General features: G+C 59.9%; 18 protein-coding genes. 10 read left to right on the top strand and 8 right to left on the bottom strand.

The window, feature by feature from the left end; translation table 11 throughout:
* Positions 1–206: 206 nt before the first annotated feature.
* Both CCX46_RS27965 and CCX46_RS27960 read right to left on the bottom strand, forming a co-directional pair.
* Positions 207–914 carry a 3'-5' exonuclease gene (locus CCX46_RS27965; protein ID WP_127930031.1) on the bottom strand — a complete coding sequence of 236 codons (708 nt, stop codon included), beginning with the start codon at positions 912–914 and terminating at the stop codon, positions 207–209.
* Positions 911–2,845, bottom strand: coding sequence for a putative nucleotidyltransferase substrate binding domain-containing protein (locus CCX46_RS27960; RefSeq protein WP_342212543.1), 1,935 nt, complete (start codon positions 2,843–2,845; stop codon positions 911–913). Before CCX46_RS27960 ends, CCX46_RS27965 begins: the two co-directional genes overlap by 4 nt.
* Before the next feature lie 258 nt (positions 2,846–3,103).
* Here CCX46_RS27960 and CCX46_RS27955 point away from each other — a divergent pair, with 258 nt between their 5' ends.
* Complete coding sequence (locus tag CCX46_RS27955; RefSeq protein ID WP_016983746.1) at positions 3,104–3,550, top strand: response regulator; 447 nt, start codon at positions 3,104–3,106, stop codon at positions 3,548–3,550.
* Positions 3,551–3,814: 264 nt separating this feature from the next.
* On the opposite strand, the gene CCX46_RS27950 is transcribed toward CCX46_RS27955, so the two are convergent.
* The gene (locus CCX46_RS27950) at positions 3,815–5,992 is read right to left on the bottom strand and encodes a malate synthase G (protein WP_127930029.1); all 2,178 of its coding nucleotides are present in this window, start codon (positions 5,990–5,992) and stop codon (positions 3,815–3,817) included.
* A gap of 455 nt (positions 5,993–6,447) precedes the next feature.
* Between CCX46_RS27950 and CCX46_RS27945 the strand changes: the two genes are divergently transcribed.
* Positions 6,448–6,966: a glycine cleavage system protein R gene (locus tag CCX46_RS27945; RefSeq protein WP_127930028.1), complete on the top strand. Its 519-nt coding sequence runs from the start codon at positions 6,448–6,450 to the stop codon at positions 6,964–6,966.
* A gap of 223 nt (positions 6,967–7,189) precedes the next feature.
* On the opposite strand, the gene rarD is transcribed toward CCX46_RS27945, so the two are convergent.
* The 5 genes from rarD to CCX46_RS27920 all read right to left on the bottom strand — a co-directional run bounded on the left by rarD (position 7,190) and on the right by CCX46_RS27920 (position 13,085).
* A complete protein-coding gene (gene rarD / locus CCX46_RS27940; RefSeq protein ID WP_127930027.1) occupies positions 7,190–8,077 on the bottom strand; it encodes an EamA family transporter RarD in 888 nt (295 codons plus the stop codon).
* Positions 8,078–8,282: 205 nt separating this feature from the next.
* Positions 8,283–9,257, bottom strand: coding sequence for a serine/threonine protein kinase (locus tag CCX46_RS27935; RefSeq protein ID WP_016983182.1), 975 nt, complete (start codon positions 9,255–9,257; stop codon positions 8,283–8,285).
* 170 nt (positions 9,258–9,427) lie between these two features.
* Positions 9,428–11,329, bottom strand: coding sequence for a PhoX family protein (locus tag CCX46_RS27930; protein WP_127930026.1), 1,902 nt, complete (start codon positions 11,327–11,329; stop codon positions 9,428–9,430).
* Between the two features lie 70 nt (positions 11,330–11,399).
* Positions 11,400–12,164, bottom strand: a complete 765-nt coding sequence (locus CCX46_RS27925; protein WP_127930025.1) for a TOBE domain-containing protein — start codon at positions 12,162–12,164, stop codon at positions 11,400–11,402.
* 186 nt (positions 12,165–12,350) lie between these two features.
* On the bottom strand, positions 12,351–13,085 hold the full coding sequence (locus tag CCX46_RS27920) for a ComF family protein (RefSeq protein ID WP_127930024.1): 735 nt from the start codon (positions 13,083–13,085) through the stop codon (positions 12,351–12,353).
* 91 nt (positions 13,086–13,176) lie between these two features.
* Between CCX46_RS27920 and bioB the strand changes: the two genes are divergently transcribed.
* The 8 genes from bioB to CCX46_RS27880 all read left to right on the top strand — a co-directional run bounded on the left by bioB (position 13,177) and on the right by CCX46_RS27880 (position 21,740).
* Complete coding sequence (bioB, locus tag CCX46_RS27915; protein ID WP_064388191.1) at positions 13,177–14,232, top strand: biotin synthase BioB; 1,056 nt, start codon at positions 13,177–13,179, stop codon at positions 14,230–14,232.
* Between the two features lie 159 nt (positions 14,233–14,391).
* Positions 14,392–15,570, top strand: coding sequence for an 8-amino-7-oxononanoate synthase (bioF, locus tag CCX46_RS27910; RefSeq protein WP_127930023.1), 1,179 nt, complete (start codon positions 14,392–14,394; stop codon positions 15,568–15,570).
* The gene (locus tag CCX46_RS27905) at positions 15,563–16,294 is read left to right on the top strand and encodes an alpha/beta fold hydrolase (RefSeq protein WP_127930022.1); all 732 of its coding nucleotides are present in this window, start codon (positions 15,563–15,565) and stop codon (positions 16,292–16,294) included. Before bioF ends, CCX46_RS27905 begins: the two co-directional genes overlap by 8 nt.
* The gene (bioC, locus tag CCX46_RS27900) at positions 16,287–17,096 is read left to right on the top strand and encodes a malonyl-ACP O-methyltransferase BioC (RefSeq protein ID WP_127930021.1); all 810 of its coding nucleotides are present in this window, start codon (positions 16,287–16,289) and stop codon (positions 17,094–17,096) included. Before CCX46_RS27905 ends, bioC begins: the two co-directional genes overlap by 8 nt.
* Positions 17,093–17,773, top strand: coding sequence for a dethiobiotin synthase (gene bioD / locus CCX46_RS27895; RefSeq protein WP_127930020.1), 681 nt, complete (start codon positions 17,093–17,095; stop codon positions 17,771–17,773). The genes bioC and bioD overlap by 4 nt, the downstream gene beginning before the upstream one ends.
* A 108-nt stretch (positions 17,774–17,881) precedes the next feature.
* Positions 17,882–18,178 carry a pyrroloquinoline quinone biosynthesis protein PqqE gene (locus tag CCX46_RS27890; RefSeq protein WP_127930019.1) on the top strand — a complete coding sequence of 99 codons (297 nt, stop codon included), beginning with the start codon at positions 17,882–17,884 and terminating at the stop codon, positions 18,176–18,178.
* Positions 18,179–18,452: 274 nt separating this feature from the next.
* Positions 18,453–20,258 (top strand): phenylacyl-CoA dehydrogenase, encoded by a 1,806-nt coding sequence (locus CCX46_RS27885; protein WP_127930018.1) that lies wholly within the window; start codon positions 18,453–18,455, stop codon positions 20,256–20,258.
* A gap of 192 nt (positions 20,259–20,450) precedes the next feature.
* Positions 20,451–21,740, top strand: coding sequence for a GGDEF domain-containing protein (locus CCX46_RS27880; protein WP_127930017.1), 1,290 nt, complete (start codon positions 20,451–20,453; stop codon positions 21,738–21,740).
* Positions 21,741–21,802 lie beyond the last annotated feature (62 nt).

The raw sequence follows: 21,802 nt of genomic DNA, 5'->3' as shown, positions 1-21,802 counted from the left end.
GGCAGACCCTCACCCTAGCCCTCCCGAAACGTCGGACCGCCCAGAGGGAGAGGGGATCGATCGGGGGATATTCTGGAGGTACACCGACCTGAACGATTTTTAGCGAATCCTCAATCGACTCGATCTTTCAGGTCGATATAAAGCGTCAGACACTTCGGTCGGCTCCCTCTCCCTCGGGGAGAGGGCTGGGGTGAGGGGCTTCTGATTTAGAACGAAGGCGCCTGCTGCCGGCGCTTCCACTGACTCAACCGCTGCTGCAAATTCAACGGACTATGAATCTGCTGTCCCCGCGCCCGGCTGAACAGAATCAACGCCAGTTCCGCCGTCGCCAGCGCATCGGCGCTCGCGTTATGCCGCTCGAACACCTCAAGCTTGAACCAGTCGATCCACTCATCCAGCCCTGCCTCACGAATATTCGCCTGCGGACACACCAGCGGTGCAATGTCGGCGACATCCAGAAAGACCTGCTGCAACTTGTGCCCCAAATGCTCCTTCAACGCGCGCCCGAGCATGTGCTGATCGAACGGCGCATGAAACGCCAATACCGGGCTTTCACCGATAAACTCCAATAACTCCAGCAACGCCTCGGCCGGTTCACTGCCGGCTGCAATCGCGTTCGGCCCCAAGCCGTGAATCAACACACTGGGGCTGAGCTTCAGCTCGCGGCATTGCAGCGTGCGCTCGAACTGCTGGCTGAAATCGATTGCGCCATCCTCGATCACCACCGCGCCAATCGACAACACACGATCCTTGTTCAGGTTCAGTCCGGTGGTTTCCAGATCCAGCACGACCCAACGTTGTTCGCGCAACGTGCATTCGCGCAGTTCGGTAATCGCCGGCAGCTGCGCCAGACGCTGCTGGAAATCCACCGGCACCACCGCACTCGCCGGGCGCAGCCACGAGAACAGGCTCATAGCTGATACCGCAAGGTCAGGCTGCTTTGCAGGCGCTGGGCCTGGCGCAGGGATTCTCGCAGGATGCGCCGGTCGAGGTGATTGAGGCTGTCCGGGTCGACGCGGTTGGAGTAGGGCAGATTCTCCCGCGTCTGCAGTTGATGTTGTTGCATGCGCGTTTGCTGAATGAAGTGATAGGCCTCTTCATACGCCGCGCCATCCAGGCGCTCAATGACTTCTTTCTCGACCAACTGACGGAAGCGCTCAAGGGTGTTGTTGGCGTCGATGCCGTTGGCCAGCGCCAGCAGTCGCGCGCCATCCACGAACGGCGTCAGCCCCTGCACCTTGAGATCCAGGGTGGCTTTCTCGCCGTTCTTGCGCGCTAGCACAAACTCACGGAAACGTCCCACCGGCGGACGATTGCGCAGGGCGTTTTCGGCCATCATGCGCTGGAACAAACGGTTGTCGCCGACCTGATCGAGGATGCCTCGGCGCAGTTGTTCACAGCCTTGTTCATCTCCCCAGACCACGCGCAAGTCGAAATAAATGCTCGACCCGAGCAGATTCTCCGGCGTCGCCTCACGAATAAAAGCTGCAAAACGCCGTGCCCATTCCGCTCGCGACAAACACAGCTCGGGGTTGCCGGCCATGATGTTGCCTTTGCACAGGGTGAAGCCGCACAGCGCCAGACTCTGGCTGATCTGCTGGGCAATCGGCAGCAGCTTGCCGCGAATCTCTGCTGCATGCGCCGCGTCTCGCGCGTCGAACAAAATGCCGTTGTCCTGATCGGTGTGCAGCGTCTGCTCGCGGCGGCCTTCGCTGCCAAAGCACAACCAACTGAACGGCACGCCGGGGTCACCTTTTTCCGCGAGAGTCAGTTCGATCACCCGGCACACGGTGTGGTCGTTGAGCAAGGTGATGATGTGGGTGATCTGCGTCGAAGAAGCACCGTGGGCGAGCATGCGTTCGACCAGTTGGCCGATCTCACCACGCAGGCTCACCAGTTGTTCGACGCGTTGCGCGCTGCGAATGGTCCGCGCCAGATGCACCAGATCGACCCGTTGCAGGGAAAACAGATCGCGCTCGGAGACCACGCCGCACAAACGCTGATCCTTGACCAGGCAAACGTGGGCGATGTGCCGTTCGGTCATGGCAATCGCTGCATCGAATGCGCTGTGATCCGGCGAAAGATAGAAGGGCGAAGGCGTCATGTGGCGCTCGATGGCTTCACTGAAATCACCGATGCCTTCAGCCACAACGTGGCGCAAATCGCGCAGGGTGAAAATTCCCAGCGGCGCCTTGTGTTCGTCCACCGCAACGATGCTGCCGACCTGTTGCTCGTGCATCAATTTCACCGCTTCGCGCAGTGGTGTGTCGGGGCTACAGGTGACCGGGTGGCGCATGGCCAATTCGCCAAGTCGGGTGTTCAGCGAGTACTGCGTGCCGAGGGTTTCCACGGCTTTCTGCTGCACTTGCTGGTTGACTTGATCGAGCAGGCTGCTGACTCCGCGCAAGGCGAAGTCGCGAAAGGCGTTGGAGAGGGCGAACAGTTTGATGAACGCCAGTTTGTTCAGTTGCAGGCAGAACGTATCTTCGCCAGCCAAGTGCTCGGTGCGGGTTGCGCGTTCACCGAGCAGCGCGGCCAGCGGAAAGCATTCGCCGGTGGTGATTTCAAACGTAGTCTCGGTGCCGGGCTTGGTGATGTGCTGACGTTCGCCGACCACCCGACCTTGCTTGACGATATAGAAGTGTTCGACCGGGCCGTCGGCAGGTTTGATGATGCTCTCGCCCTGGCCGTAGAAACGCAGCTGACATTGCTCGACCAGATAGGCGAGGTGGGCGTGTTCCATCTGATTGAAGGGCGGGAAGCGCTGGAGGAATTGCAGGGTGCCCTGAATATTCTGCAATACCGCGGTTTTCCCTGCCTGGGTGAAGGCGTCCGCTTTACTCATAACCATTACCGCAGTCTTTTTCGAATTGTTGTTGTCGGATCGTTCCGGCCATGGTCGACCCCTGCGGACAGGGTGCCCATTGGACGTAAGTCTAGGTTTTGCCACCATTGGCGCAGTTTCGGAGATGCCCTACGCAAACAGTCGGAAATTCCCTTGCTTGCCCCCTTGGAAAAAAATCCGACGAAGTGCACATTGAAGCTCTGCCCCGCGATGTCTGACCACTTGCCAAGGGACTGTTTTGAATACTTAGAGAACGCCATGTCCGACCACGATATTTTGAGCGATGCCGAGCGAGAAGCGCTCAGTGCAGTCATGCTCGAACCTGATCTTCCACCTCAGCGTGTATTGATCGTTGATGACGACAAGGACGCCCGGGAGCTGTTGTCGGAGATTCTCGCGTTGGACGGCATTCGTTGCATGACTGCGGCCAGTGGCGAGACTGCGCTGAAGATGCTGGAGGAGAAACCTTCGATCGGGCTGGTGATCACCGATCTGCGCATGGGGCATGTCGGTGGGCTTGAGCTGATTCGGCAAGTGCGTGAGTCGGTGCGGGCGGCGATGCCGATCATCATTGTGTCGGGTGATGCTGATGTGAAAGACGCGATTGCGGCGATGCATTTGAGCGTGGTGGATTTTCTGCTCAAGCCGATTGATACGGGCAAGTTGCTCGGTCTGGTCAAACACGAGTTGGGTATCGATCCTTAAAAGCCCCTCACCCTAACCCTCTCCCAGAGGGAGAGGGGACTGACCGCGGTGAATGTGCAAGGTACACCGACTTGAAATTACCGAGTCGAACTCAGAACTTGAAGCTTCCCCAATCTGCTCCCTTCCCCCTCGCCCCCTTGGGGGAGAGGGCTGGGGTGAGGGGGATCGATCTCAAGCCCTCCACAAATACCAGCCCACACCACACAAACAAAAAAGCCCTGATCTTTCGATCAGGGCTTTTTCATGTCCGGCATTCAGCGCAAGTTACAGGCCGTTGGCCTTCTTGAACTCGCGACGACGACGGTGCAGCACCGGCTCGGTGTAGCCGTTCGGCTGTTTGGTGCCCTCGATCACCAGTTCGACTGCCGCCTGGAAGGCGATGTTGCTGTCGAAGTTCGGTGCCAGCGGACGGTACAGCGGGTCGTTGGCGTTCTGACGATCCACCACCGGCGCCATGCGCTTGAGGCTTTCCATCACTTGCGCCTCAGTGACCACGCCGTGGCGCAGCCAGTTGGCGATGTGCTGGCTGGAGATGCGCAGCGTGGCACGGTCTTCCATCAGGCCGACGTCATTGATGTCCGGTACTTTCGAGCAACCCACGCCCTGGTCGATCCAACGCACCACGTAACCGAGAATGCCCTGGGCATTGTTGTCCAGTTCGTTCTTGATCTGCTCTGGCGTCCAGTTCGGATTGACCGCCAACGGGATGGTCAGGATGTCGTCTACCGAAGCGCGAGCACGTTTGGCCAGTTCGGCCTGACGGGCGAACACATCAACCTTGTGATAATGCAGCGCGTGCAGTGCAGCGGCGGTCGGCGACGGTACCCAAGCGGTGTTGGCGCCGGCCAATGGGTGGGCGATTTTCTGCTCAAGCATCGCCGCCATCAGATCCGGCATCGCCCACATGCCTTTACCGATTTGCGCACGACCTTGCAGGCCGGTGCTCAGACCGATATCGACGTTCCAGTTTTCGTACGCGCCGATCCACTTCTCAGCCTTCATGTCAGCCTTGCGCACAACCGGGCCGGCTTCCATGGAGGTGTGGATTTCGTCGCCGGTGCGGTCGAGGAAACCGGTGTTGATGAACACCACGCGCTCACTGGCAGCCTTGATGCAGGCCTTGAGGTTGACCGTGGTGCGGCGCTCCTCGTCCATGATCCCGACTTTCAGGGTGTTGCGCGAAAGGCCCAGCACGTCTTCGATGCGGCCGAACAGCTCGTTGGTGAACGCCGCTTCTTCCGGGCCGTGCATCTTCGGTTTAACGATGTACACGGAACCGGTGCGAGTGTTGCGGCGCGAAGTGTTGCCATTGAGGTTGTGCATCGCCGCGAGGCAAGTGACCAGACCGTCGAGGATGCCTTCCGGCACTTCGTTACCGTCTTTGTCGAGGATCGCGTCGATGGTCATCAGGTGACCCACGTTGCGCACGAACAACAGCGAACGGCCGTGCAGGGTCACTTCACCGCCGTTCGGCGCGGTGTAGGTGCGATCCGGGTTCATGGTGCGGGTGAAGGTCTGGCCGCCCTTGGACACGGATTCCGCCAGGTCGCCCTTCATCAGCCCGAGCCAGTTGCGGTAGATCACCACTTTGTCGTCGGCATCGACGGCAGCCACGGAGTCTTCGCAGTCCATGATGGTGGTCAGCGCCGCTTCCATCAGAATGTCTTTGACGCCGGCGGCGTCGGTCTGGCCAACCGGAGTGGTGGCGTCAACCTGGATTTCGAAGTGCAGACCGTTGTGTTTCAGCAGAATGGCGATTGGCGCGTTGGCGTCGCCCTGGAAACCGATCAGTTGTGCGTCATCGCGCAGGCCAGTGTTGCTGCCGCCCTTGAGGGTGACCAGCAGTTTGCCGTCAGCGATTTTGTAGGCGGTCGAATCGACGTGAGAGCCAGCCGCCAATGGCGCAGCTTCATCGAGGAACGCACGGGCGAAGGCGATGACTTTGTCGCCACGCACCTTGTTGTAGCCTTTGCCTTTTTCCGCGCCACCTTCTTCGCTGATCGCGTCGGTGCCGTAAAGGGCGTCATACAGCGAACCCCAGCGGGCGTTCGAGGCATTGAGAGCGAAGCGGGCGTTCATCACCGGCACAACAAGTTGCGGGCCGGCGGTACGGGCGATTTCATCATCGACGTTTTGTGTCGTTGCCTGGAAATCAGCCGCTTCTGGCAGCAGATAACCGATTTCTTGCAGGAAGGCTTTATAGGCCACGGCGTCGTGCGCCTGACCGTTGCGTTCCTGGTGCCAGGCATCAATGCGGGCCTGGAAGTCATCGCGTTTGGCGAGTAGGGCTTTGTTCTTCGGCGCCAGGTCATGAATGACCTTGTCGGCACCTTCCCAGAATTTTTCGGCGGTGAGGCCGGTACCGGGAATGGCTTCGTTGTTCACGAAGTCGAACAGGACTTTGGCGACCTGCAGGCCACCGACTTGAACGTGTTCAGTCATTGCTTGCCTCACTCTGCTCAGCTATTTCGCTTTTCAGCTCTTCAATTTTGACAATGAAGCCTCTGGCCATTTAAACCACAAACCTGCCGACCAGTACATGCCATTGCTGGCGGCTGGGCTGGGACCAATCAACGGCTGGGGGGCCTTGCTGACAGGGCTTTCAGGGTTGCGTACGTGCCTTGGGCAGACATCTATCCAGCGTTATGTAGTGCGCGCTGCGGCATACTACATGATGAGTTGCGCTTGTGAAAATCAGACTAATAACGTCGTTCTGCGACCTCATGACGCATTGCAGTCACGTCGCGGAACGGGATGTTCTCAAAAAACAGCTGGATTGTTCCAGTTAAATATAAAAAGTTGTACACGATTTGTCGTTTCGCGCGTCTGAGGCGGCTGACCATCCCTTGCCTATACTTGCTCTTCCATAACAAAAGTCATGACAAGAGGGCTGCGCCATGGACCATCTCGTACTCACTGTTTTCGCCCCGGACAAGCCCGGACAGGTCGAGCGCATCGCCCAATGCATCGCCGAGCATGGCGGTAACTGGCTGGAAAGCCGCATGTCGAGGATGGCCGGGCAGTTCGCCGGGATTCTTCGGGTGGGCGTGCCGGCAGAGGCTTACGACGAATTAGTCGATTCCCTACAAGCACTGACGGTGCATGGGATCCGCGTGCTGATTGCCGAAAGTGGTATCGAACAATCCTGTACCTGGAAACCGATCGCCATGGAGTTGGTGGGCAATGATCGGCCGGGGATTGTGCGCGACATCACCCGGTTGTTGAGCGAGCAGGGTGTAAACCTGGAAAGGCTGGTCACGGAAGTGCGTCCGGCGCCGATGAGCAGTGAGCCGCTGTTCCATGCTGAGGCGATTCTCGCGGTACCGCTGACCTTGTCGCTCGACGTCTTGCAGTCGCGTCTGGAAACCCTGGCTGACGATCTGATGGTGGAACTGGTGTTACGCACAGACGTTTAAGCACCGATCAGGTTATCCAGTTTAAACGTGCACCTGCCTGTGGATAACCTGTAGAGACTGTCGTCAACGCCACACCCGCCGTGGCTTTGCGGGAGTTGATCAAAAAACCGCCAACATTCAGTGACTTGCGCACAAACGGCGGGGATCACGCTGTGGATAACCTTGGGAAGGAACGATACAGGCCACGAGAACCGTGGCCTGTGAGGGTTTGTGCGTTTTTTGATCAGCTGCGCCGGCGCAGACTTATCCACGCATCAACGCTGTAAACGGCCAGACCGGCCCAGATGAAGATAAACGCGACCAGCGTGCTCGACGACAAGTGCTCACCGAACAACAGTACCGCTTGCAACAGCACCAGGGTCGGGGCGAGGTATTGCAGGAAGCCGATCGTGGTGTACGGCAAATGGCGGGTGGCGGCGTTGAAGCACACCAGCGGCACCAATGTGACCGGACCCGCCGCCACCAGCCACCAGGCTTGGGACGTAGTCCAGAACTCAGGTTGCGCACTGGTCGCGGTCTGGTTGAAAAGCAGCCAGGCAATCGCGATCGGTACCAGCATCCAGGTTTCCACCACCAACCCCGGCAACGCCTTGACCGGTGCCTGTTTGCGGATCAAGCCGTAGAAGCCAAACGTCAACGCCAGCACCAGCGAAACCCACGGCAGACTGCCGACCTGCCACACCTGTTGCGCGACACCGACCGCCGCCAGACCGACCGCGAGCCACTGCATCCGGCGCAAGCGTTCGCCGAGAATCAACATGCCCAACAGCACGTTTACCAAGGGGTTGATGTAGTAACCGAGGCTCGCTTCGAGCATGCGCCCGTTGTTTACCGACCACACGTAGGTCAGCCAGTTGGCCGCGATCAGCGTTCCGCTCAAGGCCAGAATCGCCAGTCGCTTGGGATTGTCGAGCAACTCGCGCAACCAGCCCGGGTGTTTCCACACCATCAGCAACAGCGCGCCGAACAGTGCCGACCACAGCACCCGATGGATGATGATTTCGACGGCCGGCACTTCGGCAATGGCTTTGAAGTAGATCGGGAACAGGCCCCAGATAATGTAGGCACTCAGGCCCAGAATGTACCCGCGACGCGGGTTGGCGGCTTGCATGCAGAGTCCTTGCTTAGGCAGCTAACAAAGGAGGGATTGTAAGGAGGTTTGTCGGCGAGTGCCGTAGCTGATTGGTCAGAAATGTGTGAACACACAACCCCTGTGGGAGCGAGCTTGCTCGCGAATACGGACTGACATTCAACATTATGCTGACTGACATGACGCCTTCGCGAGCAAGCTCGCTCCCACAGGGTTCAGGTTTGGGTCAGAAGAGTTTCAGTGGTTCTTCGTTAAGCGCGGACAGTTGCTCACGCAACGCCAACACCTGATCGCCCCAATAACGCTCGGTGCCGAACCACGGAAAGCTGTGCGGGAACGCCGGATCATCCCAGCGCCGCGCCAGCCAGGCGCTGTAGTGCATCAGGCGCAGGGCGCGCAGCGGTTCGATCAGCGCCAGCTCACGCGGGTCGAAATCGTGGAACTCGTTGTAGCCATCCATCAATTCCGACAACTGCCCCAGGCATTCCTGACGATCACCGGCGAGCATCATCCAGATGTCCTGCACCGCAGGGCCCATGCGACAGTCGTCGAGGTCGACGATGTGGAACATCTCGTCACGGCACATCATGTTGCCGGGGTGGCAATCGCCGTGCATGCGTATGTTCTGGTGCGGTGTGTTGGCGTAGGCATCTTCCACGCGTTTAAGCAGGTCGCGGGCGACGGACTCGTAGGCCGGCAGCAGGCTTTTCGGAATGAAATTGCCTTCGAGCAAGGTGTTCAGTGAGGCGTGGCCGAAGTTCTGCACAGCGAGAGCTTCGCGGTGTTCAAACGGCTTGGTCGCGCCGACCGCGTGAATCCGCCCGAGCAACTGGCCGAGGCGATACAGCTGGTCAAGATTGCCCGGCTCCGGCGCCCGGCCGCCGCGACGCGGAAACAACGTGAAGCGGAAACCGGCATGCTCGTGCAGGGTTTCGCCGTTGTGGATCAGCGGCGCCACGACCGGGATTTCAACGTCGGCCAGTTCGAAGGTGAACTTGTGCTCTTCGAGGATGGCTTCGTTGGTCCAGCGCTGCGGACGGTAGAACTTGGCGATCAGCGGTTCGGAGTCTTCGATGCCGACCTGATAGACGCGGTTTTCGTAGCTGTTGAGCGCCAGAATGCGCGCATCACTGAGGAAGCCAATGCTTTCAACGGCATCGAGCACGAGGTCGGGTGTGAGGGTTTCAAACGGGTGGGCCATGCTGACTCCTGCGCGCAGCAGGCTGCCGCGTCCGGCCCAGCATGGTAGCGCAGATGGCAGCGGGGGAGTTGGTTGGTGTCTGTGCTGACGCCATCGCGAGCAGGCGAAGGCCTACAGGGGAACGCACGCATTCCAAATGTAGGCCTTCGCCTGCTCGCGATGAGGGTCCGTCAGGCGCCGACGATTCCACCGTCCTCACGGGTAATCGCCATCACCGACGACCGTGGCTTGCCATTCGGCAGATGCTCAGGGAAGGTCGAACCCCCGTTCTCCCCCGGATGCTGAATCCCGACAAACAGGGTTTTCTGATCCGGCGAGAAGCTGATCCCAGTGACTTCACAGCCAATCGGCCCGACCATGAAGCGGCGAATCTCACCGGTCTTGGGATCGGCACAGAGCATCTGGTTGTTGCCCATCCCGGCAAAGTCGCCGGCGTTGCTCGAATCACCATCAGTGAGAATCCACAAACGCCCAGCCTTGTCGAAGCCCAAGCCATCCGGGCTGTTGAACATGTTCTGCGGGGTGATGTTCTTCGAGCCACCCTTCGGCGTCCCGGCGTGCACGCCCGGGTTGCCAGCGACCACAAACAGGTCCCAGGCAAATGTCTTCGACGCGTGATCGTCACGGTCGGTGCGCCAGCGCAGGATCTGCCCGTAAACGTTCTTCTCACGCGGGTTCGGCCCGCCCACCGGCTGGCCGTCTTCGCCGCGCTTGGCGTTGTTGGTCAGGGTGCAATAGACCTGGCCGTCCTTGGGACTGACGACGATCCATTCCGGACGGTCCATGCGCGTTGCGCCAACCACGCTGGCGGCAAGGCGTGCGTGGATCACCACTTCGGCCTGATCGGCAAAACCGCTGCTGGCGTCGATACCGTTTTTGCCGTGAGTCAGCTCGATCCACTGGCCTTGGCCTTTCGGGTGATCGGGGTTGCTGTCGCCGTTGTCGAATTTCGCCACGTACAGGGTGCCGTGGTCGAGGATGTCGCGGTTAGCCTTGGCGTTGCGGTGGTTGATGCGGTCGCGGCTGACGAATTTGTAGATGAATTCGCCACGCTCGTCGTCGCCCATGTACACCACGGCGCGACCATCATCGGTCTCGGCCAGTGCGGCGTTTTCATGCTTGAAGCGGCCCAGCGCGGTGCGTTTGACCGGGGTCGATTGCGGATCGAACGGATCGATCTCGACCACCCAGCCGTGACGGTTGAGTTCGTTGGGGTTTTTCGCCATGTCGAAGCGCGGATCGTACGGGTGCCAGTTGATCTCGCGGCTGGCGACCGAGACGCCGTAGCGCTTTTGCGCCGGGTCGAACTGCTGCTGGGCGTTGCTGCTGCCGAAGCAGTCGGTGAAGTTTTCTTCACAGGTCAGGTAAGTGCCCCACGGCGTTTTACCGTTGGCGCAGTTCTGGAACGTGCCGAGGACTTTTTTACCGTGCTTGTCGGCAGCGGTCTTCATCAGATCGTGACCGGCCGCCGGGCCGCTGATGCGCAGCGGCGAGTTGCCGTGAATGCGCCGGTTGTAGCGCGAACCCTGAACGAACTGCCACTGACCGTTTTTGCGCTGCACTTCAATCACCGACACGCCTTCGCAGGCCAGTGCCTTGCGCACGTCTTCGGCCGATTGCGGCATGCCGCCGTGCGGGTAGAGGTAGCGGTAGTTGGTGTATTCGTTGTTGATCGCCATCAACGCACGGTTGCGGTCGTCGGGGAAGGCGAACAGGCTCATGCCGTCGTTGTTGTCGCCGAACTGCACTTCCTGTGCGGCGGCGGTGCCGTTGCCGCTCGGGTCGAACGCCGGGCCGTTCTTTTGCAGGGGCTGCCCCCAACTGATCAGCACCGAAGACTTGTAGCCTTTGGGCAATGTGATGACGTCGGTGGTCGCGGCGGGAATGCTCTCGAAACCGAGCAAGCGGCTATTGCCGGCGCTGACGCCGGTGGCCAGCGCGCTGCGGCTCAACAGACTACCGCCGAGGAACATTGCCGCGCCGCACAGTGCGCCGGCGCCGATGAAACCGCGACGGCTGAGGCCGACCATTTTTTCCAGGTCAGTGGATTGGTTTTCTTCTAATAGGCTCACATCAGGCTCCCTGCTTGGTTTTGGCAGCTACCTTAATGAGCGTCGATGACGCTTTCGTTGCAGCGCCGGATTACAGCGGCGTGCCGATCAGCACGTTGGACGGCGAAAACTGCACCTGCACCGGTTGTTCCACACTCAATCCGCGCGTGCGCAAGTCGAGCGGCTCAGCCAGGGCGCAGAGTGTATGGCCGTTGGGCAGGGTAATCCGTACTTCGCTCGGGCCGTCCTCGGCGTCGAGAATCGCTTCGATGGTGCCCTTCAGAAGATTGTGACCAGACGTTGCAGGTTGCCCGTGTCCGAGCAATTCCAGCCAGCCGGCCTTGATCAGCGCCACCACTTCGGTGCCGGCTTGCAGCTCCAGATGCACGGTGCTGTCGTGGGTGATCTGCGCGTCGAGGCACAGCCCTTCGGCCAGTTCGAGGCGGATCAGGTCATTGCGGCCCTGCGCTGCGATTGCCACGACTTTGCCGTGCAACTGATTGCGCGCGCTGGTTCTGAGCATCAAGCGACCGAGCAGGTCGAGGTCGCTGGCATCTTCCGCTGCCTCCAGCACCTGCGCCTGCAAGGCCTGCAATTTTTGGTACAGACGCAAAACGCGCTCGCCTTCGCTGGAGAGTTTCGCGCCGCCACCACCCTTGCCGCCGACGGCACGCTCGACCAGCGGTTTCTGCGCGAGGTTGTTCAGCTCATCGATGGCATCCCACGCCGCTTTGTAACTCAGTCCGGCGCTTTTTGCGGCGCGGGTGATCGAGCCTTGTTCGGCGATGTGTTGCAGCAGAGCGATGCGCTGCGGACGGTGGACGATGTGCTGGGACAACAGGGAAGGCATGGACATGGATAGGTGCTTTTTTGCTGTGGCGGTGGGGGAGGAAGTTGGCCGCTAGCGACGCGAGAGTCAAGCCTGACACAGAACCCTGTGGGAGCGAGCTTGCTCGCGAAAGCGGCGTCTCAGTCAACATTGATTTTGAATGTGCTGGCCCCTTCGCGAGCAAGCTCGCTCCCACAGGGAATGGTGTTGGCTTCAGCTTCCGGGTTTTGGCGTGCGCGCCAGACAGTAGACATCGACCCGCGCCGCGCCCGCGTTCATCAGCAGCCGGGCCAGAGCCTGTGCGGTCGCGCCAGTGGTCAGCACATCATCAATCAACGCCAAATGCCGGTCTTTTACATGCGCATCCGGCACGAGGCCGAAGGCATTGCGCAAATTATGTTTACGCGCCTTGGCATCAAGATCCTGCTGGGCACCGGTCTCCTTGATTCGGCGCAGAACCTGTTCTTCGCACGGCAGATCCAGCGTCTGACTCAACCAGCGCGCCAGCATCGCCGCTTGGTTGAACCCCCGTTGGCGCAGACGTTTACCCGCCAGCGGCACCGGCAACAACACATCCGGTCTGGGCAAACCCTCATCGAAGCGATGTTGCAGGCATTGCCCGAGAACGTCGGCGAGCAGGTGGCCAAACGGCCATTTCGCGTTGTGTTTAAAGCGCGTAATCAAGCTGTCCACCGGGAAGCCATACGTCCACGGCACAACGACCTGTTCGAATGCCGGAGGCTCTAGCAGGCATTCACCACAGGTCATGTCCGCCGCCGCCAGCGGCAGCGCACAGGTGATGCAGTGATCTCCCAGCCACGGCAGATCGGTTTCGCAAGCCACGCAGATTGGCATTTCTGCTTCTGCCGGCTCATCGCATAGCAAGCAGGTCTGTACATTATTTAAACAGATGTAAACCTGTCCTTCGTATCGTGGTTGACAGCGCATGACTCTTCCTTAAATATGCCGAACATCCGTGTCGCGCCTGTGGGTATTCCGTTCCCGCAGCCGCCAGCCAAGCATAACCAAGGAACTACCCATGAGCGCGAGCACTACCGCCACCCTGCGTCACGACTGGTCTCTGGCCGAAGTCAAAGCACTCTTCGTACAGCCATTCAACGACTTGCTGTTCCAGGCGCAAACGGTGCACCGCGCACATTTCAACGCTAACCGCGTGCAGGTCTCGACCCTGCTGTCGATCAAGACTGGCGCCTGCCCGGAAGACTGCAAGTACTGCCCGCAGTCCGGTCACTACAACACCGGCCTTGAAAAAGAAAAGCTGATGGAAGTGCAGAAGGTCCTCGAAGAGGCGGCACGCGCCAAGGCCATCGGTTCGACGCGTTTCTGCATGGGGGCGGCGTGGAAGCACCCGTCGGCCAAAGACATGCCGTACGTGCTGAAAATGGTCGAAGGCGTGAAAGCGATGGGCCTGGAAACCTGCATGACCCTGGGGCGTCTCGATCAGGATCAGACCGAAGCGCTGGCCAAGGCCGGCCTCGATTACTACAACCACAACCTTGATACGTCGCCAGAGTTCTACGGCAGCATCATCACCACCCGCACTTACAGCGAGCGCCTGCAAACGCTGGCTTACGTGCGTGAATCCGGGATGAAGATCTGTTCCGGCGGCATTCTCGGCATGGGCGAGTCGCTGGACGACCGCGCCAATCTGCTGATCCAGTTGGCCAACCTGCCGGAGCATCCGGAGTCGGTGCCGATCAACATGCTGGTGAAAGTCGCCGGCACGCCGCTGGAAAACGCCGAAGACATCGACCCGTTCGACTTCATTCGTATGCTCGCCGTTGCGCGGATCCTCATGCCGCAGTCCCACGTGCGCTTGTCCGCTGGCCGCGAAGCGATGAACGAGCAGATGCAGGCTCTCGCATTCTTTGCCGGCGCCAACTCGATTTTCTACGGCGACAAGTTGCTGACCACGGCCAACCCGCAGGCGGACAAGGACATGCAGTTGTTTGCGCGTCTGGGCATCCAGCCAGAGGCCCGAGAGGAGCATGCCGACGAGGTTCACCAGGCCGCGATCGAGCAGGCGCTGGTGGAGCAGAAGAGCAGCGAGCAGTTCTACAACGCCGCCGTCTGAAAGCGGCCGGATTCCTCTGAAGGAATGCAAAACCCCTGTGGGAGCGAGCCTGCTCGCGAAAGCGGTGCCTCAGTCGACATTGATGTTGGATGTGAAGGCCTATTCGCGAGCAGGCTCGCTCCCACATGGGATCTGTGTCACTTGAAAGTCGAGGCCTGCATGTCTTTCGATCTCGCCGCACGCCTTGCTGCCCGTCGTGCCGAAAACCTCTATCGCCAGCGACCGCTGCTCGAGTCCCCGCAGGGGCCGGAAGTGGTGGTCGACGGCAAACCGCTGCTCGCGTTCTGCAACAACGATTACCTCGGTCTGGCCAATCACCCGCAAGTGATCGAAGCCTGGCGCGCCGGTGCTGAACGCTGGGGCGTTGGAGGCGGTGCCTCGCATCTGGTGATCGGCCACAGCGGCCCGCATCACGCACTGGAAGAAGCATTGGCTGACCTCACCGGGCGTCCGCGTGCGCTGCTGTTCACCACCGGTTACATGGCCAATCTCGGCGCCGTCACGGCGCTGGTCGGGCAGGGCGATACGGTGCTGGAAGATCGGCTCAATCACGCGTCGTTACTGGATGCGGGTCTGTTGTCCGGCGCGCGTTTCAATCGCTATCTGCACAACGACCCGGTGAGTCTGGCCAAACGCCTGGAGAAAGCCACCGGCAACACATTGGTAGTCACCGACGGTGTGTTCAGCATGGACGGCGACCTTGCCGACTTGCCGGCACTCGCCCGCGAAGCCAAGGCCAAAGGCGCGTGGTTGATGGTCGATGACGCTCACGGTTTCGGGCCGTTGGGTGCCAACGGTGGTGGCATCGTCGAGCACTTCGGTTTGAGTCAGGAGGATGTGCCGGTGCTGGTCGGCACCCTCGGTAAAGCCTTCGGCACCGCTGGCGCTTTCGTCGCCGGCAGTGAAGAGCTGATCGAAAGCCTGATCCAGTTTGCCCGCCCGTACATTTACACCACCAGCCAACCACCAGCGCTGGCCTGCGCGACGCTGAAAAGCCTGGAGCTGCTGCGCACTGAACATTGGCGTCGAGAACATCTGCAAACGCTGATCCGTCAGTTCCGCCATGGCGCCGAGCAGATTGGCCTGGAGTTGATGGACAGCTTCACGCCGATCCAGCCGATCATGATTGGCGATGCCGGGCGCGCGGTGCGGTTGTCGCAGATGTTGCGCGAGCGCGGTTTGATGGTCACCGCCATCCGCCCGCCAACCGTGCCGGCCGGCAGCGCTCGCTTGCGCGTGACCCTGACCGCCGCGCACAGCGAGGCGCAGGTGCAGCTATTGTTACAGGGACTGGCCGATTGCTTTGCCCAACTGTCGTCGGAGCCAAGCCATGCGTGATCGCCTGATTCTGCTGCCCGGCTGGGGCCTCGGTGTGTCGCCGATGGAGCCTCTGGCTGCGGCGTTGCAGGGGCTCGACGAACATCTGAAAGTGGAAATCGAGCCGCTGCCGCAGTTGGATTCCAGCGATCCGCAAGACTGGCTCGACGAACTCGATGAACGTATTCCCCACGACGTGTGGCTCGGTGGCTGGTCGCTGGGCGGCATGCTTGCGTCCGAATTGGCCGCACGTCGGGGTGAACATTGCTGCGGCTTGCTGACGCTGGCGAGCAATCCTTCTTTTGTTGCTCATGAACAATGGCCGAATGCGATGCCCGGCGAGACCTTCGATGCGTTCCTTGCCGGTTGCCAGGCCGATCCGCGGATGACTCTCAAGCGTTTCTCGTTGCTGTGTGCTCAAGGTGCGCAAGATCCGCGCGGCTTGTCGCGGCTGATGCTCGGCGGCGCACCGCAGACGGCGCCCGGCGCGTTGATGGCAGGACTGGAACTGCTCGCGCAACTGGACACCCGTGAAGCGTTGCTAGCGTTTCGTGGCCCACAGTTTCATCTTTTTGCCGGGCACGATGAGCTGGTGCCTGCCGAAGCGGCGGGGGCGTTATTCGCGCTGTTGCCGGATATCGAAATAGGTCTGATTGAACAGGCCTGTCATGCGTTTCTTCTGGAAGACCCCCACGGACTGGCGGGTGCTATCCAGGCTTTTCTACACGAGTGCGGTGATGACTGATTTGTCTCTTGTGCTGCCTGGCGGCTTGCCTGACAAACGCCAGGTCGCGGCCTCTTTCTCTCGTGCGGCGGCCAGTTACGACAGCGTCGCCGAGTTGCAACGTGATGTCGGTACACAGTTGCTGCAGCGATTGCCCGAGGAATTTGTGCCTGCGCGTTGGCTGGATCTGGGCTGTGGCACGGGTTATTTCACTCGCGCGCTGGCTTCGCGGTTTGCCGAGGGCCACGGTCTGGCGCTGGATATCGCCGAGGGCATGCTCAATCACGCGCGGCCATTGGGCGGTGCCGAGCATTTCATCGCCGGCGATGCGGAGCGGCTGCCGCTGCAGGATTCGACCTGCGACCTGATTTTCTCCAGCCTCGCCGTGCAGTGGTGCGCGGACTTCGATGCAGTGCTCAGCGAAGCTTTTCGCGTGCTGAAACCGGGTGGGATTTTTGCGTTTGCTAGTCTTTGTGCAGGGACGTTGTTTGAGTTGCGCGACAGTTGGCGGCAGGTCGACGGGCTGGTGCACGTCAATCGCTTCCGCGAGTTCGTCCGGTATGAGCAATTGTCTGCGGCCAGTGGCTTGCGCACGTTGAGTCTGGAGAATCAGCCTCACGTGTTGCACTACCCGGATGTGCGCAGTCTGACCCACGAACTGAAAGCGTTGGGTGCGCACAATCTGAATCCTGGGCGGCCGGGCGGTTTGACCGGCCGCGCGCGGATTCTCGGGCTGGTCGACGCTTACGAGCAATTCCGTGAGGCGTCGGGATTGCCGGCGACTTATCAGGTGGTCTACGCCGTGTTGGAGAAACCCGTATGAGCGCAGCCTATTTCATCACCGGAACCGACACAGACGTCGGCAAGACCACCGTTGCCGCCGGGTTGCTGCACGCGGCGCGTTCGGCGGGGTTGAGTACGGCGGCGGGAAAACCGGTGGCGTCCGGGTGCGAAGTGACGCCGAAAGGACTGCGCAATGCCGACGCGCTGGCGCTGTTGGCCGAGTGTTCGTTGCCGCTGAGTTATCAACAGGTCAATCCTGTGGCGTTCGAGCCGGCCATTGCTCCGCATCTGGCGGCGCGTGAAGCGGGTGTCGCGTTGACCGTGCAATCGCTGCTGGCGCCGATGCGTGAGATTCTGGCGATGAATGCCGATTTCACTCTGATCGAAGGCGCGGGTGGTTGGCGGGTGCCGTTGGCGGATCAGGATAATTTGTCGGATCTGGCGATTGCGCTGAGGTTGCCGGTGATTCTGGTGGTGGGCGTGCGGCTGGGTTGCATCAGTCATGCTTTGCTGACAGCCGAGGCGATTGCTCGCGATGGGCTGCAATTGGCAGGGTGGGTGGCGAATATCATTGATCCGAAGACGTCGCGGCTGGAGGAGAATCTGGCGACATTGGCTGAGCGGATCCCAGCGCCCTGTTTGGGTCGAGTGCCGAAACTCAAGGCGTTGAGTGCGGAAGCGGTGGCGGCTCATCTGCAACTGGATTTGCTCGACTAAGCTTTTCTCTATGGGCAGGCACTGTGCCATTAGTGTTTTTGACGGGTGTTTTTCTGGCGCCTCTGCTTCAATGGCAGCCATTGATCCTTCCCAAGGATGAGAACCGTTATGGAAATCTCCGGTAACACAGCTTTTTATGCAGGCCTGAGCTCGATTCAGAGCGGGCAGAACCGCGTCGATCAGGCTGCCAGCCAGATTGCCAATAATACGATTGAACGTTCGGTGACCAGCCAGTCTTCGCAAGTGCAGGTTGATCGTCTGCGCGGCGTGGATCGTGCCCAGCAATCGGATCTGGCCAGCAATATGGTCGAGATGTCCCAAGGCAAGATCCAGGCAGAGCTGGGTGTTAAGGTTGCCAAGGCGTCCGACGAAATGCTCGGTACCATCATCGATACGTTTGCCTGATTTTTTCCCGTCTGCATGCTGAACGCCGCGCCTTGTCGCGGCGTTTTTTGTTGTAAGTCCTTCTCCCTCAACTAATCTTTTTTCAGCGCCCGTGGCTCATTCGAACGCATGGCGGTTTGCTGTGCCCGGCGTTTGAAAGGTGCGATGACGAACGGCAAAAGATCGATGCTTGACAAGAATTCGGCGTAAACGTATGTTTCAAACAACTGTTTGACCGTCACAACAAATCAACACGGTCGTTCATTCCCGGTTACATCAGCAGAGGTTTATCGCTATGCCTGACTACAAGGCCCCCTTGCGTGATATTCGCTTCGTTCGTGACGAACTGCTCGGCTACGAAGCGCACTATCAGAGCCTTCCGGCTTGCGCAGACGCAACTCCGGACATGGTTGACGCCATTCTCGAAGAAGGCGCCAAGTTTTGTGAGCAGGTACTGGCACCGCTGAACCGCGTGGGCGACCTCGAAGGTTGCACCTGGAGCGAGTCCGGCGTGAAAACCCCGACTGGCTTCAAAGAGGCTTACAAGCAATTCGTCGAAGGCGGCTGGCCAAGCCTCGCCCACGACGTTGAGCACGGCGGCCAAGGCCTGCCGGAGTCGCTGGGTCTGGCAGTGAGTGAAATGGTTGGCGAAGCCAACTGGTCGTGGGGCATGTACCCAGGCCTGTCGCACGGCGCGATGAACACCATCTCCGAGCACGGCACCCCAGAGCAGCAAGAAGCCTATCTGACCAAACTGGTTTCCGGCGAATGGACCGGCACCATGTGCCTGACCGAGCCGCACTGCGGCACCGACCTGGGCATGCTGCGCACCAAGGCCGAACCTCAGGCTGATGGTTCTTACAAAGTCTCCGGCACCAAGATCTTCATCTCGGCCGGCGAACACGACATGGCCGACAACATCGTCCACATCGTACTGGCCCGCCTGCCGGACGCACCGGCTGGCACCAAAGGCATCTCGCTGTTCATCGTTCCAAAGTTCATGCCGAATGCCGATGGCACTGTCGGTGAGCGCAACGCAGTGAGCTGCGGTTCGCTGGAACACAAGATGGGCATCCACGGCAACGCCACTTGCGTGATGAACTTCGACGGCGCCACTGGTTTCCTGATCGGCCCGGCGAACAAAGGCCTGAACTGCATGTTCACCTTTATGAACACCGCACGTCTGGGTACCGCACTGCAAGGTCTGGCCCACGCCGAAATCGGTTTCCAGGGCGGCTTGAAATACGCTCGCGATCGTCTGCAAATGCGCTCGCTGACTGGCCCGAAAGCGCCGGACAAAGCCGCTGACCCGATCATCGTGCACCCTGACGTACGCCGCATGCTGTTGACCATGAAGGCTTTCGCCGAAGGCAATCGCGCGATGGTGTACTTCACCGCCAAACAGGTCGACATCGTCAAATACGGTGTCGATGAAGAAGAGAAGAAGAAAGCCGACGCACTGCTGGCCTTCATGACCCCGATCGCCAAGGCGTTCATGACCGAAGTCGGTTTCGAGTCCGCTAACCACGGCGTACAGATCTACGGCGGCCACGGCTTCATCGCCGAGTGGGGCATGGAGCAGAACGTTCGCGACAGCCGCATTTCGATGCTGTACGAAGGCACCACCGGTATCCAGGCGCTCGACCTGCTCGGCCGTAAAGTGCTGATGACTCAAGGCGAAGCTCTGAAAGGCTTCACCAAGATCGTCCACAAGTTCTGCCAGAACAACGAAGGCAACGAAGCCGTTGCAGAATTCGTCGCACCGCTGGCTGCAATCAACAAGGAATGGGGCGAGCTGACCATGAAGGTCGGTATGGCCGCCATGAAAGATCGCGAAGAAGTCGGCGCGGCCTCCGTGGACTACCTGATGTACTCCGGTTATGCCTGCCTGGCTTACTTCTGGGCCGACATGGCGCGTCTGGCCGCTGAAAAGCTGGCAGAAGGCAGCGGCGACGCGGCGTTCTACACCGCCAAGCTGCAAACCGCGCGCTTCTACTTCCAGCGCATCCTGCCGCGTACCCGTACGCACGTGGCCACCATGCTGTCGGGCGCCAACAACCTGATGGACATGAAAGAAGAAGACTTCGCGCTGGGCTACTAAGCCTTAACGCAGTCTCCTGAAAACCGCTGCTCCCGTTAGGGGGTAGCGGTTTTTTTGTTGGTGAACAGTTCAGATAGTCGGGCTACCGGCCGTTAAAGAGACAGTGTGTGATCTGGATCACATTGTGTGGGCTTGGCTGCACTTTGCAGGCACAATGCCATCTCTTTGATATGACGGGTCGGAGCTTTACCCTTGCCGCGTTCTTCCGCTGTACGTTTCAGCCATTTCCTACCTTCACTGCTGTTGTTACTCGCGGGGTTGGCGGCTGCGTACGTCAAAGACCTCAACGTGTTCTTCACTTCGCTGTTCAATGTGTTGCCGACGTTGGTGCTGTTGTTGGGTGGTGCTTATTGCGCGGTTTACCGCCGTCAGCGCGAGCTGTTTCTGATGCTCACGGTGTACATCGCCTACTTTCTCCTCGATACCCAGACCGACTATTACCGCGACAACGGCAAGGTCCGCGAAGACGCTGCGGTGGTCTTCCACCTCGTCTGTTTATTGCTGCCGTTGTTATTCGGCTTGTTCGCCGCCTGGCAGGAACGAACACATCTGTTCCAGGACATGGTCGCGCGGTTCGCCGTGTTGCTGGCCTTTGGCAGTGTGGCGTTGGGCCTTGAGCAAAGTTATCCCCAGGCTTTGCTGATCTGGCTGTCGGAGATCCGCTGGCCGGCGCTGCATGGCGCATGGATGAGCCTGATCCAGCTGTCCTATCCGGTGTTTATCTCGGCATTCCTGTTGCTCGCCTGGCAATACTGGCGCAATCCGCGCCCGCTGCATGCGGCGCAACTGGTCGGCTTGCTCGGCGTGTTCTGGATGCTGCCGAAAACCTTCATCCTGCCGTTTACCCTCAACATCATGTGCAGTCAGGTGATGTTGATGATTGCCGCTGCGGTGGCGCACGAGGCTTATCAAATGGCCTTCCGTGACGAACTCACCGGTCTGCCGGGCCGTCGCGCACTCAACGAACGCATGCAGCGCCTTGGCCGCAACTACGTGCTGGCGATGAGCGACGTCGATCACTTCAAGAAATTCAACGACACCCACGGTCACGATGTCGGTGACCAGGTACTGCGTCTGGTCGCCAGCAAGCTGTCGAAAATCAGCGGTGGCGGTAGGGCGTATCGCTACGGTGGTGAGGAATTTGCTCTGGTGTTCGCAGGCAAAACCCTTGAAGAGTGCATGCCGCATCTTGAGGTGATCCGCGAGTCGATTGCGTCCTACAGCATTCAACTGCGCAATCAGGAAAACCGTCCGCAGGATGATCAGCAAGGTCGTCAGCGCCGGGCCGGCTCGGGTGCCTCCAGCGTATCGGTGACGGTGAGCATCGGCGTCGCCGAACGAGTGGAACAGCGCAACCCGGAACAAGTGCTGAAGTCTGCCGACGAGGCGCTCTATGCCGCAAAAGGTGCGGGGCGTAATTGCGTGATGGCATACGGACAAAACCGCCGCGGCGCGGTGCGCATGGACACGGCCGCAGGTTGAGTGATGACGGCGCATTCAGCGTCTGCACAATGATTGTGGGGCGTGGTGGCCGGCAGTAGGTT

Origin of the sequence: Pseudomonas sp. RU47, from assembly GCF_004011755.1 — a bacterium.
In the GTDB taxonomy this organism is placed as follows: domain Bacteria; phylum Pseudomonadota; class Gammaproteobacteria; order Pseudomonadales; family Pseudomonadaceae; genus Aquipseudomonas.
Note: the sequence above shows the minus strand (reverse complement) of the source record. Positions and strands in the feature narration are given on the sequence as shown.